The organism is Caulobacter sp. FV1ye6ST, from assembly GCF_058681225.1.
The window spans coordinates 957,822-972,069 of record NZ_CM178733.1; the positions used below are offsets into that span (position 1 = coordinate 957,822).

19 protein-coding genes and 2 pseudogenes are annotated in these 14,248 nt (G+C 72.0%); 18 read left to right on the forward strand and 3 right to left on the reverse strand.

The window, feature by feature from the left end; genetic code table 11:
* Window positions 1-55: 55 nt before the first annotated feature.
* Both ACW175_RS04650 and ACW175_RS04655 read right to left on the reverse strand, forming a co-directional pair.
* Window positions 56-124 (reverse strand): annotated as a pseudogene (locus tag ACW175_RS04650) (hypothetical protein); the annotation flags it as partial.
* 79 nt (window positions 125-203) lie between these two features.
* A pseudogene (locus tag ACW175_RS04655) lies at window positions 204-488 on the reverse strand (endonuclease domain-containing protein); the annotation flags it as partial.
* Between ACW175_RS04655 and ACW175_RS04660 the strand changes: the two are divergent.
* The 11 genes from ACW175_RS04660 (at window position 487) to ACW175_RS04710 (ending at window position 5,989) form a co-directional block, all read left to right on the forward strand.
* Window positions 487-588 (forward strand): hypothetical protein, encoded by a 102-nt coding sequence (locus ACW175_RS04660; RefSeq protein WP_492104894.1) that lies wholly within the window; start codon window positions 487-489, stop codon window positions 586-588. The pseudogene ACW175_RS04655 and the gene ACW175_RS04660 overlap by 2 nt on opposite strands.
* A gap of 45 nt (window positions 589-633) precedes the next feature.
* On the forward strand, window positions 634-1,776 hold the full coding sequence (locus tag ACW175_RS04665) for a phage portal protein (RefSeq protein ID WP_492103475.1): 1,143 nt from the start codon (window positions 634-636) through the stop codon (window positions 1,774-1,776).
* An 8-nt stretch (window positions 1,777-1,784) separates the two neighbouring features.
* Complete coding sequence (locus tag ACW175_RS04670; RefSeq protein WP_492103476.1) at window positions 1,785-2,021, forward strand: hypothetical protein; 237 nt, start codon at window positions 1,785-1,787, stop codon at window positions 2,019-2,021.
* Window positions 2,018-2,422: an HK97 family phage prohead protease gene (locus tag ACW175_RS04675; protein WP_492103477.1), complete on the forward strand. Its 405-nt coding sequence runs from the start codon at window positions 2,018-2,020 to the stop codon at window positions 2,420-2,422. The genes ACW175_RS04670 and ACW175_RS04675 overlap by 4 nt, the downstream gene beginning before the upstream one ends.
* 136 nt (window positions 2,423-2,558) lie before the next feature.
* The gene (locus tag ACW175_RS04680) at window positions 2,559-3,782 is read left to right on the forward strand and encodes a phage major capsid protein (protein WP_492103478.1); all 1,224 of its coding nucleotides are present in this window, start codon (window positions 2,559-2,561) and stop codon (window positions 3,780-3,782) included.
* Between the two features lie 153 nt (window positions 3,783-3,935).
* Window positions 3,936-4,214, forward strand: coding sequence for a head-tail connector protein (locus tag ACW175_RS04685; RefSeq protein ID WP_492103479.1), 279 nt, complete (start codon window positions 3,936-3,938; stop codon window positions 4,212-4,214).
* Window positions 4,211-4,603, forward strand: a complete 393-nt coding sequence (locus tag ACW175_RS04690) for a DUF3168 domain-containing protein (RefSeq protein ID WP_492103480.1) — start codon at window positions 4,211-4,213, stop codon at window positions 4,601-4,603. The genes ACW175_RS04685 and ACW175_RS04690 overlap by 4 nt, the downstream gene beginning before the upstream one ends.
* 14 nt (window positions 4,604-4,617) lie before the next feature.
* On the forward strand, window positions 4,618-5,028 hold the full coding sequence (locus ACW175_RS04695; protein ID WP_099576040.1) for a phage major tail protein, TP901-1 family: 411 nt from the start codon (window positions 4,618-4,620) through the stop codon (window positions 5,026-5,028).
* On the forward strand, window positions 5,029-5,313 hold the full coding sequence (locus ACW175_RS04700; RefSeq protein ID WP_492103481.1) for a GTA-gp10 family protein: 285 nt from the start codon (window positions 5,029-5,031) through the stop codon (window positions 5,311-5,313). It abuts the gene before it with no gap.
* Entirely contained in the window at window positions 5,310-5,486 is a 177-nt protein-coding gene (locus ACW175_RS04705) for a phage tail assembly chaperone (RefSeq protein WP_492103482.1), read from the forward strand. The genes ACW175_RS04700 and ACW175_RS04705 overlap by 4 nt, the downstream gene beginning before the upstream one ends.
* Complete coding sequence (locus ACW175_RS04710; RefSeq protein ID WP_492103483.1) at window positions 5,483-5,989, forward strand: phage tail tape measure protein; 507 nt, start codon at window positions 5,483-5,485, stop codon at window positions 5,987-5,989. The genes ACW175_RS04705 and ACW175_RS04710 overlap by 4 nt, the downstream gene beginning before the upstream one ends.
* Here the strand turns inward: ACW175_RS04710 and ACW175_RS04715 are convergent.
* On the reverse strand, window positions 5,986-6,450 hold the full coding sequence (locus ACW175_RS04715) for a DUF805 domain-containing protein (RefSeq protein WP_492103484.1): 465 nt from the start codon (window positions 6,448-6,450) through the stop codon (window positions 5,986-5,988). The two genes, ACW175_RS04710 and ACW175_RS04715, sit on opposite strands and share 4 nt — an antisense overlap.
* Before the next feature lie 155 nt (window positions 6,451-6,605).
* Here ACW175_RS04715 and ACW175_RS04720 point away from each other — a divergent pair, with 155 nt between their 5' ends.
* The 7 genes from ACW175_RS04720 to ACW175_RS04750 all read left to right on the forward strand — a co-directional run bounded on the left by ACW175_RS04720 (window position 6,606) and on the right by ACW175_RS04750 (window position 14,245).
* On the forward strand, window positions 6,606-7,217 hold the full coding sequence (locus ACW175_RS04720) for a phage distal tail protein, Rcc01695 family (RefSeq protein ID WP_492103485.1): 612 nt from the start codon (window positions 6,606-6,608) through the stop codon (window positions 7,215-7,217).
* Window positions 7,217-7,843, forward strand: coding sequence for a phage/gene transfer agent baseplate hub protein (locus ACW175_RS04725; protein ID WP_492103486.1), 627 nt, complete (start codon window positions 7,217-7,219; stop codon window positions 7,841-7,843). Before ACW175_RS04720 ends, ACW175_RS04725 begins: the two co-directional genes overlap by 1 nt.
* A 98-nt stretch (window positions 7,844-7,941) precedes the next feature.
* Window positions 7,942-8,379 carry an NlpC/P60 family protein gene (locus ACW175_RS04730; protein WP_492104895.1) on the forward strand — a complete coding sequence of 146 codons (438 nt, stop codon included), beginning with the start codon at window positions 7,942-7,944 and terminating at the stop codon, window positions 8,377-8,379.
* A gap of 10 nt (window positions 8,380-8,389) precedes the next feature.
* Window positions 8,390-12,073, forward strand: coding sequence for a baseplate multidomain protein megatron (locus ACW175_RS04735; protein WP_492103487.1), 3,684 nt, complete (start codon window positions 8,390-8,392; stop codon window positions 12,071-12,073).
* Between the two features lie 87 nt (window positions 12,074-12,160).
* Complete coding sequence (locus tag ACW175_RS04740) at window positions 12,161-13,105, forward strand: DnaJ C-terminal domain-containing protein (protein WP_492103488.1); 945 nt, start codon at window positions 12,161-12,163, stop codon at window positions 13,103-13,105.
* Between the two features lie 135 nt (window positions 13,106-13,240).
* On the forward strand, window positions 13,241-13,558 hold the full coding sequence (locus ACW175_RS04745; protein WP_099576049.1) for a PepSY domain-containing protein: 318 nt from the start codon (window positions 13,241-13,243) through the stop codon (window positions 13,556-13,558).
* Between the two features lie 9 nt (window positions 13,559-13,567).
* The gene (locus ACW175_RS04750) at window positions 13,568-14,245 is read left to right on the forward strand and encodes a response regulator transcription factor (protein WP_492103489.1); all 678 of its coding nucleotides are present in this window, start codon (window positions 13,568-13,570) and stop codon (window positions 14,243-14,245) included.
* Window positions 14,246-14,248 lie beyond the last annotated feature (3 nt).

Here is a 14,248-nt window from a genome sequence, read left to right on the forward strand (position 1 = left end):
CTGACCTGCTGACGCAGGTCTCTCCGCCCCCAAGCGGGGCGGAGAGGAGGACGCCTCTACCGCGTCGGGCTTTGCCTCTCCTCCCCCTTTGGGGGAGGGGGACCGCCGAACGGCGGTGGAGGGGGACCGCGCCGCTCCTCCGCGATGAACGCCCGGATCGCGCTGACCGCGCTGTCCACGGAGTCCATCACCTCGTGCGCCGGAATCCGCAACGTTCTGACGCCCTGAATAAGCAGCCATCGATCCCGCGTGACGTCGCGCTCTGGCCGGCTGTCGAGCGTGTGGTCGGACCCATCCACCTCGACCGCCAGGCGTAGAGCCGCGCAGTAGAAATCCAGCACGCAGCGTCCAAAGGGATGCTGCCGACGGAACTTCAGGCCGTCGAGGCCGCCGCGTCTGAGGGCGCTCCAGAGCCGGGCTTCCGGCGGCGACATCTGTCGGCGCAGGCGGCGGGCTTGGGTCACGGTTTCGGGCTTGGTTTGCTCCATTCTTCGGGTCTCCCGTGCTGTCCCCCTCCACCGGCGTTCGCCGGTCCCCCTCCCCCAAAGGGGGAGGAGAGGTTGTTCCAGTCGCCTAACGCCACCCTAAATTGTTCACTATTTGTTCTCAACTCCGAAATCGGAGCCCATCATCATGCCCCTCTTCAAACCCCGCCCGCCGCGCGAGACCAAAGACTCCCGCGCCGCGCAACTGATCGCCCTCACCACCGGCGGGCGGCCGCAATGGACGCCTCGCGACTATGGCGCGCTGGCCAGCGAAGGCTTCGCCAAGAATCCCGTGGCCTATCGCTGCGTGCGGCTGATCGCCGAGGCCGCCGCGTCGACGCCGCTGGCGGTGTTCGTCGAGGGCCAGCGGGCCGACGATCATCCGCTCAAGCGCCTGCTGGACCGGCCCAATCCCGAGCAGGGCGGGCCTGACCTGATGGAAGCGTTCTTCGGCGGCCTGCAGGTGGCCGGCAACGCCTATCTGGAGGCGGCCGGCGACGGCGCGCCGACCGAGCTCTACGCTCTGCGCCCCGACCGGATGACCGTCGTCCCGGGACCGCGCGGCTGGCCGCTGGCCTATGACTACCAGGCCGCCGGGCGCACGGCGCGGATCGCCCGCGACGCCGACGGCTGGCTGCCGGTGCTGCACCTCAAGCTCTTCAACCCGACCAACGACCACTACGGCTTCTCGCCTCTGGAAGCCGCCGCCTTCGCGATCGACGTCCACAACGCCTCCAGCGCCTGGAACAAGGCCCTGCTGGACAATTCGGCCCGGCCGTCGGGGGCGCTGGTCTATTCCTCGAAGGACGCCGGCGACCGGCTTTCCGACGAGCAGTTCGATCGGCTGAAGACCGAGCTGGCCTCCGCGCACTCAGGGACCGCCAATGCCGGCCGGCCGCTGCTGCTGGAGGGCGGCCTGGACTGGCGGGCCATGTCGCTGACCCCGGCCGAGATGGACTTCACCGAGGGCAAGCACGCCGCCGCCCGCGAGATCGCTCTGGCGTTCGGGGTTCCGCCGCAGCTGCTGGGCATTCCCGGCGACAACACCTACGCCAACTATCGCGAGGCCAACGCCGCCTTCTGGCGCGGGACGGTCGCGCCTCTCGCCGAGCGGGCGGCGCGAGCCCTGACCGGCTGGCTGGCCGGCAAGTTCCCCGGCGCCAGGATCGCGCCGGACCTGGACGCGGTGCCGGCCCTGTCGGCCGAGCGTGACGCCCTGTGGAGCCGGCTGCAGGGCGCCAGCTTCCTCACCGACGCCGAGCGCCGGCGGTTGGCGGGGCTGGAACATTGAGCGCGCCGGTGAGCCGCTGGCGGTTCGACCGCCAGGTGTCGCTGGGTCTCTGCGTCACCGTCTTCCTGCAAGCGGCGGCCGCCCTGATGTGGGCCGGTCGCGCCTCGGCCCGGATCGACGACATGCAGCGCCGTCTCGAGGCCCAGGCGCCGGTCGCCGAACGCCTGGCGCGGCTGGAGGAGCAGGCGACCGCCACCCGCCAGTCGCTGGACCGCATCGAGGCCAAGCTGGAGCGATCGCGATGAGCGATGACCTGAAGATCGAGGGCTACGCCTCGTTGTTCTGGACCCGCGACCTCAATGACGACGTCACCGCCGCCGGAGCCTTCGCCGAGAGCCTGGCCGCCGGCGCGCCCGTGGCCATGCTGCACCAGCACGACGAGGCCGAGCCGGTCGGGGTTTGGGACGAGGTCGTGGAGGACGCCAAGGGCCTGTTCGTTCGGGGGCGTATTTTGCGCGCGACCCCGAGAGGCCGCCTCGTCGCCGCCCTGGTCGAGGCCGGCGCGCTGGACGGGCTGTCGATCGGCTTCCGGCAGGTGAAGGCCCGCACCCGGGACCGCCTGCGCGTGCTGTCCCGCGTCGAGCTGTGGGAGGTGTCGATCGTGACCTTCCCGATGCTGCCGCAAGCGCGGCTGACGATCAGCTGACCAAGATCCTCCCCCTCTGGGGGAGGTGGCCCAGAGGGCCGGAGGGGGCAGCTCGGCATTCGCCCAGATGACCCCCTCAGTCGGCTTCGCCGACAGCTCCCCCAGCGGGGGAGCATCCACTTCAACGGAGATCCCCATGAAGGAAACCAAACACGCGGCCTCGCCCGAGGCCCGCGCGGCGCTGGCTGACGTCCTGTCGGCGTTCGAGAGCTTCAAGGCCGCCAACGACCAGCGGCTGGCGGCCATCGAGACCAAGCGGGCCGATGTGCTGCTGGAGGAGAAGGTCGGCCGCATCGACGACGCCGTCGCCCGCGCCCAGGACCGTCTCGACCGGCTGATGTCGGACCTGCGCCGGCCTGATCTTGGCGGTGACGCGCCGCTGGCGCGTGTCGACGAACGCAAGGCCGCCTTCGACCGCTATGTGAAGACCGGCGAGACGCCCGGCGCGCTGCTGGAAGCCAAGGGCCTGTCCGAGGGCGCGGCCACGGCCGGCGGCTATGTCGCCCCGCCGGAGCTGGAGCGGCTGATCCTGCGTCGCCTGGCCGCCACCAGCCCGATGCGCGAGATCTGCCAGGTCCGCACCATCGGCGCCGGGACCTTCCGCAAGCCCGTGTCGCCCACGGGTCTGGCCGCCGCCTGGGTGGCCGAGACCGCCGCACGGCCGGAGACCACGGCGCCCACCCTGGACGTGATCGACTTCCCGGCCGGCGAGCTCTACGCCAGCCCGGCCGCCACCCAGGCCCTGCTGGACGACGCCTATGTCAGCATCGACGAGTGGCTGGCCGAGGAGGTGCAGGACGCCTTCGCCGCCCAGGAGACCACGGCCTTCGTGACCGGCGACGGGGTCAACAAGCCCAAGGGCCTTTTGGCCTACACCGCCGCGCCGGACGCTTCGTACGCGTGGGGCCAGGTCGGCTATCTGGCCACGGGCGTCGCCGGCGGCTGGCCGGCGTCCAACCCGACCGACAAGCTGATCGACCTGATCTACGCGGCCAAGACCCAGTACCGCCAGAACGGCCGCTTCGTGATGAACCGCCGCACGGTCAGCGCCGTGCGCAAGTTCAAGGACGCGCAGGGCAACTACATCTGGAACGCCGCTTTGCAGCCGGGCCAGTCGGCGAGCCTGCTGGGCTTCCCGGTCACCGAGATCGAGGCCATGCCCGACGCCGCGGCCAACACCTGCCCGATCGCGTTCGGCGACTTCGAGAAGGGCTACCTGATCGTCGACCGCGCCGGCGTGCGGGTGCTGCGCGACCCATACTCGGCCAAGCCGCATGTGCTGTTCTACACCACCAAGCGCGTCGGCGGCGGGGTGCAGAACTTCGATGCGGTGAAGCTGCTGAAGTTCGCGGCGAGCTAGTCGAACCAAGGTCCCCCTCCCCCTTGCGGGGAGGGGGCAGGGGGTGGGGGTGTCAGCGCCTCGATATCCCCGACGAGCGCCCCTTCCGCGGAGCCGGCGCCCCCACCCCAACCCCTCCCCGCGAGGGGGAGGGGCTTTCTACGGAAACCCCCCATGCCCCAATCCCTCACCCTGGCCGAGGCCAGGGCGTTTCTGCGCGTCGCCGATTCCGCGGAGGACGCGCTGCTGACCCTGCTGATCGACGCCGCCGAGACGCGCGTCGCCGTCGCGACTGGCGTGACGCTCAGCCCCGCTAGCCCCGCCCCGCTGCGGCTCAGCGTGCTGATCCTCGCCGCCCACGCCTACGAGCATCGCGCCTCGGTCGACGAGGCCGAGCCTTCCCTGGCGCTGGTCGAGCCCTGGCTGGCCCCCTACAGAAAGGCGCGGCTGTGAGCGACAAGCCCCTGATCGACGCCCTGGTCGCCAGCCTGAAGGCCGCCCCCGCCGTCACCGCGATCGCCGGCCAGCGGATCCACGCCAGCCCGCCGCGCCTGCCGACCTATCCCTGCGTCGTCGTCACCCGATCTGAGGGCCGGCCAGTTAGCGAGAACGACGCCGTCGAGCACCTGCTGACCCTGACCTGCGCCAGCCGCTTCGGCGGTCCTGAGGAGGCGCGGGCCCTGGTCGCCGCCGTTCGCCTGGCGCTGCACGACGCCCGTCCCGTGCTGAGCGGCCGGCGGCTGGTCAATCTGCGCGTGCCGTATGCCGACGTCTTCGCCGGCGCCGACCGCGAAACCACCCTCGGGATCGTCCGCGTGCGGGCGGTGACCGAAACCCTCTGACAACGGAGAAACTCATGGCCGCTCAAGCCGGCAAGGACATCCTGCTGAAGATCAGCGACGGAGCGTCCGGCTTCGTCACCGTCGCGGGCCTGCGCGCCCGGACCATCAGCCTCAACGCCAAGACCATCGACGCCACCGACAGCGACAGCGCCGGCCGCTGGCGCGAGCTGTTGGCCGGGGCCGGGGTGCGCTCGGTCGCCGTGTCGGGCTCGGGCGTGTTCCGAGACGCCGCCTCCGACGCCCAAGTGCGGACCAGTTTCTTCGACCAGTCGGCCCGGACCTGGCGGCTGATCGTGCCGGACTTCGGCCAGCTGGAAGGTCCGTTCCTGGTGGCGGCCCTGGAATATGCCGGCGACCACGATGGCGAGGCGGCCTTCGCGCTGAGCCTGGCCAGCGCGGGCGCGGTGACGTTCACGGCGATCTAGATGCTCCCGCCCAACACCGCTCGCGGCGAGGTAGTGGTCACCCTGGCCGGCGCGCCCCGCCGTCTGTGCCTGACGCTGGGCGCCCTGGCCCGTATCGAGGCCGCGCTGGGCCTGTCCGACTGGTCGCAGCTGCCGGAGCGCATCGCCACGCTCAGCGCGAGCGACCTCGCCGCCGTGCTCGCGGCGCTGCTGGACGGCGGCGGCGAGCCTGTTGAGGTCGCCGTCCGCGCCACGGTCCCCGAGGCCGCCAGCGCCCTGGCCGCCGCTCTCGCCGCGTCCGCATGAGCTGGCGCGAGCCGCTGCGGCTGGCCGTCCGGCTGGGCGTCGCGCCCGAGGCGTTCTGGCGGCTGTCGCTGGTCGAGTGGCGGGCGCTGACCGAAGCGCCGGCCTCGCCGGTCCTGACTCGCGCGGGCCTCACCGCGCTGATCGCCCGCTATCCCGACGAGGAGATCCCATGAGCTTTGAGCAAGAAGGCCTGTCCGCCGTCCCCGCCCGCGCCGCCGAGGCCGCCGCGTCGTTGGAGGCCCTGAAGGCGCCGGCCGAACGCGCGGCCCGCTCGATCGACGAGGCGTTCACACGGGCCGGGGCGTCCCTGGCCCGCTCGCTGGCCCGCGCGGCTTCCGACGGCCAGGTGTCGCTGGCGGAGCTGGCCCGCGCCGTGCTGGGCGCGGCTGGGGCGGCGTTGAAGGGGGGCGGTCTCGGCGAGGCGCTGAGCAAGAGCTTTTCCGGCGCTCGCGCGGATGGCGGGACGGTTTTGCCCGGGGGGAGCTACTTGGTCGGGGAGCGTGGGCCAGAGGTGTTCCGCCCGGCCGCCGCCGGTAGTATCGAGCCGGCCGGGGCCGGTGGGATCTCGGTGACGGTCAATGTCCAGGGCGGGGAGGCGTCGGGGCTGATCCGCTCCGACGCCCAGATCGCCCAGGCCTTGGCGCGGGCCGTCAGCCTGGGCGCCAGAGGTCTTTAGATCGCTACCGCCGCGACATTGGTCGGGGCCGAGCCGTACTTGTTCTCGCGCACCTCGCCGCTGCTGCAGCCGACCCACAGGGTGAAGGCCAGCCACACCGCGAAGGCGATGAAGCACGAGATGAAGAACCCGCCCAGCGCCGTCAGGGCCGACAGTTCCGGCTCGCCGTTGGTGATGGCCGCGATGGCCGGCAGCACACCGATCGACAGGGCCGAGCCCATGATCAGCAGGGGGCCGAACACCCAGGGCAGGACCTGCCACCAGCCGGTCTGACCCATGTCGTGCAGGCGCTTGGTATGGATGCAGACGCTGGAATAGATAGTGCCTAGCGCGATGATGTGGCCCACCAGCGGCACCCAGCCCACGGCGACGTTCACGCCCAGCAGGACGAGCCAGCCGATCCAGAACGACTGCCGGCCGATGCGGCCCTCAGGCGACAGGAACAGGGTTTTCCAATCCATTTTGGTCTCCAATCTCGAACCCATACGTAGGGCCCGACGACCCGTCCTTGAAGTGAAAAGCGGGTCATGACGCAGACTTAATGGCGTTCGCCCGCCAATGGCTCCGCTTGGCGGCCGATTTTTCCGCAAACCTTTTCTTGAATTGAGGGATCGCCATGAGCGAGTTCCACGAGGCGCGCCTGCCCGCGCGCCTGGCGTTCGGCTGCACGGGCGGGATCGAGCGGCGCACCGAGGTCGTCGCCCTGGCGTCCGGCTTCGAGCGCCGGACCAGTCCGTGGTCACAGGCGCGCCGCCGCTACCTGATCGCCACCGCCGCCCGGCCGCTGGATGAGATCGCCGAGCTGACCGCCTTCTTCGAGGCGCGGGGCGGGCGGCTGGCGGGCTTCCGCTTCCGCGACCCGGCCGACTTCAAGTCGTGCGCGCCCTCGGCCCAGCCCGGCCTTGGCGACCAGGCGATCGGCGTGGGCGACGGGGCGCGCAAGACCTTTCAGTTGATCAAGGCCTACGGGACGGCGGCGCGGACGATCGCCAAGCCGGTGGCCGGCACGGTGAAGATCGCCGTGGCCGGCGTCGCCGCGCTCTTTACCGTCGATACGACGACGGGTGTGGTGACCTTGAGCACGGCGCCGGCCATCGGGGCGGTGGTCACGGCCGGCTTCGAGTTCGACACGCCGGTGCGCTTCGACCTCGACCGGCTGGACGTCACCCTGGAGGGGTTCGCCGCTGGCCGGGTCACCGCCTGCGCCCTGGTCGAGGTGCGGGTCTGATGCGCCTGCTTCCGGAAGGGCTGGACGAGGCCCGCCTGTGCCGCGCCTGGATCGTGCTCCGTCGCGACGGCGTCAGGCTGGGCTTCACCGACCACGACCGTGACCTGGTGGTCGACGGCGTCGCCTGCCGGGCCAGCGGCGGCTGGAGCCCCGGCGCCCGCGACGCGGTCGCCGGCTATGCAGCCGGCCAGGGCGCGGCGCTGGGCGTGCTGGACGACGCCGGGATCACCGAGGCCGACCTGGCGGCGGGCCTCTATGACGGCGCGCGGGTCGCCGAACTGCGGGTCGACTGGAGCGCGCCGGGGCGTCTGGTGCGCCTGTGGACCGCGACCATCACGGCGGTCAGCCGCGAGGGCGAGGCGTTCAAGGCGACCCTGGCTGGACCGCTGGCCGAGCTGGACCGGGTGGCGGGACGGGCCTTTACACGGCTCTGCGACGCCCGGCTGGGCGATGCGCGCTGCGGGATCGCCGCGCCGGCCGGAGCGACCTGCGACAAGCGCTGGACGACCTGCGTCGGGACGTTCGGCAATGGGGCGAACTTCCGAGGCTTTCCGGCCGCGCCGGGCGAGGACTTTCTGACGCTGTACCCGGTGGAGGGCGAGCGGAATGATGGGGGGAGGCGGTGAGTGCGCCGCCAAGCTGCTCCCCCGCGACGCGGGGGAGCTGTCGCGGAGCGACTGAGGGGGCGAGCTGGACGCAAGCCGCACTAGCCCCCTCCGGCCCTCTGGGCCACCTCCCCCGCATCGCGGGGGAGGATCTGGTTGCCCACACCCGCCTCTGGCTCGGCACCCCCTACCGCCACCAGGCCTCCACCCTGCACGCCGGTTGCGACTGCCTGGGCCTGGTCCGGGGCGTCTGGCGCGCCCTGCACGGGACCGAACCCGAACCGCCGCCGCCCTATCGCCCCGACTGGGCCGAGACCGGCGGCCGCGAGTTGCTGCTTGAGGCCTTCGCCCGCTGGCTCATCCCCACGGAAAACCCCGAGCCCGGCGACGTCCTGGTCTTCCGCATGGCCCCCGGCGCGGTCGCCAAGCACTGCGCGATCCAGTCCGGCGCCGACCGCATGATCCACGCCTATTGGGGCCGGGCCTGCGTCGAGAGCGCGCTCGGCCGCTGGTGGCGCGAGCGGCGCGTGGCGGCGTTCCGCTTCCCCCAAATCTGAAGGAGGCCGCATGGCCCAAGTCATCCTCTCCAGCGTCGGCGCGGCGATCGGCGGACCTCTGGGGGCCGTGGCCGGCGCGGGGCTGGGCGCGATGGTCGACCAGGCGGCGATCAATGCGCTGGGCCCCACACGGCAGGTCGGCCCGCGCATTCCCGAGCTGCGCCTGACCGGCGCGGCCGAGGGCGCGGCGCTGCCTTGCGTGTTCGGCCGCGCGCGGGTGGGCGGGCAGATGATCTGGGCCGCCCGCTTCCGCGAGAAGCGGGTCGAGGGCCGCGTCGGCGGCTCCAAGGGGCAAAAGACGGCCAGCTACGCCTACAGCCTGTCGTTCGCCGTCGCCGTGGCCGAGGGGCCGATCGACGGCCTGGGCCGCGTCTGGGCCGACGGCAAGGTCATGGACATGACCGGCGTGACCATGCGCCTGCATCGCGGGACCGAGGACCAGTCTCCCGACCCCCTGATCGCCGCTGTGGACGGCGAGGCGCCAGCCTATCGCGGCGTGGCCTACGTCGTGTTCGAGGATCTGGCTCTGGACGCCTTCGGCAATCGCCCGCCGCAGCTGTCGTTCGAGGTCTTTCGCCGCCCGCGCGCGCCGGGGACCGTGGGCTTGGAAGAACGCCTGAAGGGCGTCTGCCTGATCCCCGGCGCGGGCGAGTTCGTCTATGCGACCGAGGCGGTGCTGCGTCGCGAGGGCCTGACCCGCACGGCGTCCGAGAGCGTCCATAACGCCGAGGGCCGGCCGGACCTGGTGGTGGCGCTGGACCAACTGCAGGCCCAGCTGCCGGCCGTTGACCACGTGACCCTGGTTGTCGCCTGGTTCGGCACCGACCCGCGCTGCGGCCAGTGCGAGATCCGTCCCGGCGTCGAGCAGGCGGCCAAGGACACCCTGCCGATCAGCTGGAGCGTGGCGGGCGTCGATCGCGGGGGCGCGCACCTGATCTCGCTGAAGGACGGCGCCCCGGCCTATGGCGGCACGCCGGCCGACGCGGTGGTGCTGCAGGCGATCGCCGAGCTGAAGCGGCGCGGGCTGAAGGTGACGCTGTATCCGTTCATCCTGATGGACACGCCGACCTATCCCTGGCGCGGCCGGATCACCTGTGAGGCCGGAGCCGACGGGACGGCGGCGGCGACCAGCCAGGTGAACGCCTTTTTCGACGGCGCGTGGGGCCTCCGGCGGATGGTGCTGCACCAGGCCTCGCTGGCCGCGCAAGCTGGCGGTGTCGACGGCTTCATCCTCGGCTCGGAGCTGCGCGGCCTGACCACGGTGCGCGGCGCGGGCGGGACCTATCCGGCGGTCGCCAAGCTGAAAAGCCTGGCCGCAGAGGTCCGGGCCGTGGTCGGTCCCTCGACCAAGCTGGGCTACGCGGCCGACTGGAGCGAATATTTCGGCCACCAGCCGGGCGGGGGTCACGCGGTCTTCCATCTCGACCCGCTGTGGGCCGATGCGAACATCGATTTCGTCGGCGTCGACTGGTATCCGCCGGTGACCGACTGGCGCGAGGGCGAGGTCCATCTCGACGCGGACGCCGGTTACCTGGGCTCGCGTGACCCGGCCTATCTGCGGGCCGGGCTGACGGGCGGCGAGGGCTTCGACTGGTACTACGCCAGCCCGGCCGATCGCGACGCCCAGGTCCGCGCCCCGATCACCGACGGCGCCCATGGCGAACCCTGGATCTGGCGGGCCAAGGACCTCAAGTCGTGGTGGAGCAACCCGCACCACGACCGGCCGGGCGGCGTGCGCTCGGCGACGCCCACGGCCTGGATCCCGATGTCCAAGCCGATCCGCCTGACCGAGTTCGGCTGTCCCGCCGTCGACAAGGGCGCCAACGCCCCCAACCTGTTCGTCGATCCCAAGAGCGCCGAGAGCGGCCTGCCGCCCTATTCGACCGGCGAGCGCGATGACTTCGGCCAGCGGCGCTATCTGGAGACCGTGCTGGCCTGGCTGGAAGAGCCGAGCGCCAATCCGGTCTCGCCGCTGTATGGCGGGCCGATGATCGAGAGCGCCAGCGCCTGGTGCTGGGACGCGCGGCCGTTCCCGGACTTCCCCGCCCGGACCGGCGTCTGGAGCGATGGCGACAACTGGACGTTGGGCCACTGGCTGACTGGCCGGGCGGGCATCGCGCCGCTGCCGGAGCTGATCGAGGCCCTGGGCGCGCGGGCCGGCGTGGCGATCGATCCGGGCGAGGCGGGCGGGAGCGTCGGCGGCTATGTCGTCGACCGGCCGATGCGGCTGCGCGACGCGCTGACGCCCCTGACCGAGGCCTTCGCCCTGGATCCGGTCGAGCGCGGCGATCACGTGAAGATGCTGGCCCGCGCCGGGCGCGCCGTCGGGGTGCTGGCGGGGGACGACCTGGCCCTGCCCGACGAGGGGCCGAGCGAGACGGAGACCCGCGCGCTCGACCCCGCCGCCGAGGCCCTGCGCCTGCGGTTCCTGGACGCCGCCCGCGACTATCAGGTCGGGGCGCTGATCGTCCGCCGCGAGGCCGGGCGGGGGACCCGCGACGCCGACGCCCCGATCGTGCTGGCGGCGTCCGAAGCCGAGGCCGTCGCCCACCGGATGCTGGACGCCGACGCGGCGGCGCGGCGCGCGCGGATCGTCCGCCTGTCGCCTTCGGCGGGCCTGCGCTTCGAGGCTGGCGACCGGCTGGTTCTGGACGGCGCGACTTGGCGTATCCAGCGGCTGGAGCTCGACGAGCGGCCGCGCGCCACCCTGGTTCCGACCGTGGCCGAGATCGGGGTCAGCGGTCGCGTGGACTGGACGCCGGCTCCGCCCCGCGATCCGCCGGCGCCGCCGGTGCTCCATGTGCTGGACCTGCCCGGCGACGGGACCGACGATGGGCGGCCCCGCGTCGCGGCGGCGGCCGAACCCTGGCGGTCGCTGGAGGTCCATGCCGGCGCCTCGGCGGCCCTGCTGAGCGTTCGCGCGCGCCTGGTCGCGCCGGCCACCCTGGGCCAGACGCTGGAGGCCCTGGCGCCGGCCTCGCCGCATCGCCTGGACCGCGCGGCGACCCTGACCGTGCGCATGGAGGGCCGGAGCCTGTCCTCGGCGCCGTTGGCCGCTGTCCTGGCCGGCGACAACGCCCTGGCGATCCGCGCGCCGTCAGGCGACTGGGAGGTCATCGGCTTCCAGGGCGTCGAGCTGATCGCGCCGGATGTCTGGCGGCTATCGGGCCTGCTGCGCGGTCAGCGTGACGGCGTCGTCGGCCCGGCGACCGTCCCGGCCGGCGCGCCGGTGGTGTTGCTGGACGCGGCGGTGGTTCCGATGGAGGTCGCCGCGTTCGAGCGCGGTATCCCGCTGGTGGTGCGCGCCGCGCCGGCTGGCGGGCCGCCTTCGGGCGCGGCGATGAGCGAGATCACGACGACCTGGAGCGCCCGCGCTTCGCGACCGCTGACGCCGGCGCACCTGCGCACGCGCTGGATCGGCGAAGATTTCAGCGTCACCTGGATCCGCCGGACCCGCGTCGGCGGCGACGTCTGGGACGGCGAGGTCCCCCTGGAGGCCGGCGCCGAGCGCTTCCGCGTCCGGGTGCTGGACGGCGCGGCCGTGCTGCTGGAGGTCGAGATGGCAGGGCCGGCGTTCGTCTACCCGGCGGCCTCGCGCGCGGCAAATGCGCCGTCGTCGGATGCGCGGGTCGAGGTCTCCCAAGGCTCCGCCCTCTACGGCTGGGGCGCGCCCGCGACAACAGGGTTGTGGTAAATTAGCCACATCGGGACTTGCGTAGCGCGCTGGACGTTCTAGATGGAGGGCGGTAACCCAACCGCCTACTTCTGCAGAGGATACTCCTTGGCGCGCGACCCCTATCAGGAACTCGGCGTTTCCCGCACCGCGACCGCGGACGAGATCCGCAAGGCGTTCCGCAAGCTCGCCAAGGCCCACCATCCGGACACCAATCCGGGGGACAAGAAGGCGGAAGAGAAGTTCAAGACGGTCAGCGCCGCCTTCGACATCGTCGGCGACCCCGAGAAGCGCAAGAAGTTCGACCTGGGCCAGATCGACGCCGACGGTCGCGAGACCGCGCGCGGCTTCGGCGGTCAACCGGGCAACGGCCCCTTCAACGCCGGCGGCTTCGGTCGCGGCGGCTTCCACCGTGACGAGGGGCCGGAGATCGATCTGTCGGACCTGTTCGGCGGCATGTTCGGCCAAGGCGGCGGCGTGGGCGGGGGTCGCGGTCCGTTCGGCGGCGGCCAGGCCGGCGGCGGCTTCTCGACCAAGGGCGCCGACATCAAGGCCCGTCTCGACATCGACCTGGAAGACGCCATCAAGGGCGGCAAGAAGCGCGTGGCCTTCTCGGACGGCCGCACGATCGACGTCACCATCCCGACCGGCGCCCAGGAAGGCCAGACCCTGCGCTTGAAGGGCCAGGGCAGCCCCGGCCGAGGCGGGCAGGGCGACGCGCTGATCGAGCTTTCGATCAAGCCGCACCCGATCTATCGCCGCGAGGGTGACGCCCTGGTCATGGACCTGCCGATCTCGATCCCCGACGCGGTGCTGGGCGGCAAGGTCGAGGCCCCGACGCCCGACGGCAATGTGATGCTGAATGTGCCCAAGGGGTCCAACAGCGGCCAGACGCTCCGCCTGAAGGGGAGGGGGATGCCCGACGCGAAGGGCAAGCGCGGCGACCTGCTGGCCAAGCTGGTGGTGACCCTGCCGGAAACCGTCGACCAGGACCTGGAAAAGTTCGCCGAAGCCTGGCGGGATCAAAAGCCCTACACGCCGAAGCGGAAGTAGGCGGACGCCTGAACTCCGCTCACCCGAAAGGGGAGGAGAAGGGTAAAGCGTGTCCGATCGTGACAGAACGTCGCGGCCCGTTCATAACCTGGGCGTTCAGTCTCCATTCAGCCGCGATCCCTTAGACCGGAGAGCATGAAAACGATCCGCGCCATCATCGTCGCCGCCGCGCTGGCCGCAGCCCTTCCGGGCGCGGCTTCGGCGCAGCATCGTCCGGACTCGCTGGGCGCCGACTGGCGCGCGCAGTCGGACCAGGCGCGGGGCGGCGTGCAGTCGGGCCAGCTGGTGCCGCTGTCGCGGGTGATCGACATGATCGGCCGCCGCGTGCCGGGCCGCGTGCTGGACGCCGGACTCGAAGGCTCGAACTATCGCGTGCGCTGGGCCGCCGCCGATGGCCGCCGCATCGACTTCATCGTCGACGCGCGGACCGGGCAGATCATTAGCGGCGGCTAAGGAGTCTCCATGCGTATCCTGCTCGTCGAGGACGATCCCGACCTGTCGCGTCAGCTGAAGCTGACCCTGGGCGACGCCGGCTATGCCGTCGACCACGCCCCGGACGGCGAGGAAGCCCAGTTCCTGGGCGAGACCGAACCCTATGACGCGGTCATCCTCGACCTGGGCCTGCCCAAGGTGGACGGCGTGTCGGTGCTGGAGCGCTGGCGACGGGGCAATGTCGCCACGCCGGTGCTGATCCTGACCGCGCGCGGCGCCTGGAGCGACAAGGTCGCCGGCTTCGACGCCGGGGCCGACGACTACCTGGCCAAGCCGTTCCACACCGAGGAGCTGCTGGCCCGCCTGCGCGCCCTGCTGCGCCGCTCGGCCGGCCACGCCGCGCCCTCGCTCTCCTGCGGCGCGCTGCGCCTGGACCCTCGCGCCGCGCGCGCCAGTGTCAATGGCGAGCCGCTGCGCCTGACCTCGCTGGAATACCGCCTGCTGCACTACATGATGATGCACCAGGGCCGGGTGATCGGCCGCACCGAGTTGGTCGAGCACCTGTACGACCAGGACTTCGACCGCGACAGCAACACCATCGAGGTGTTCATCGGCCGTCTTCGCAAGAAGCTGGGCGCCGACCGCATCGAGACCGTCCGGGGCCTGGGCTATCGCCTGACGCCGCTGGCAGGCGAGAGCGACAGCTAGCCC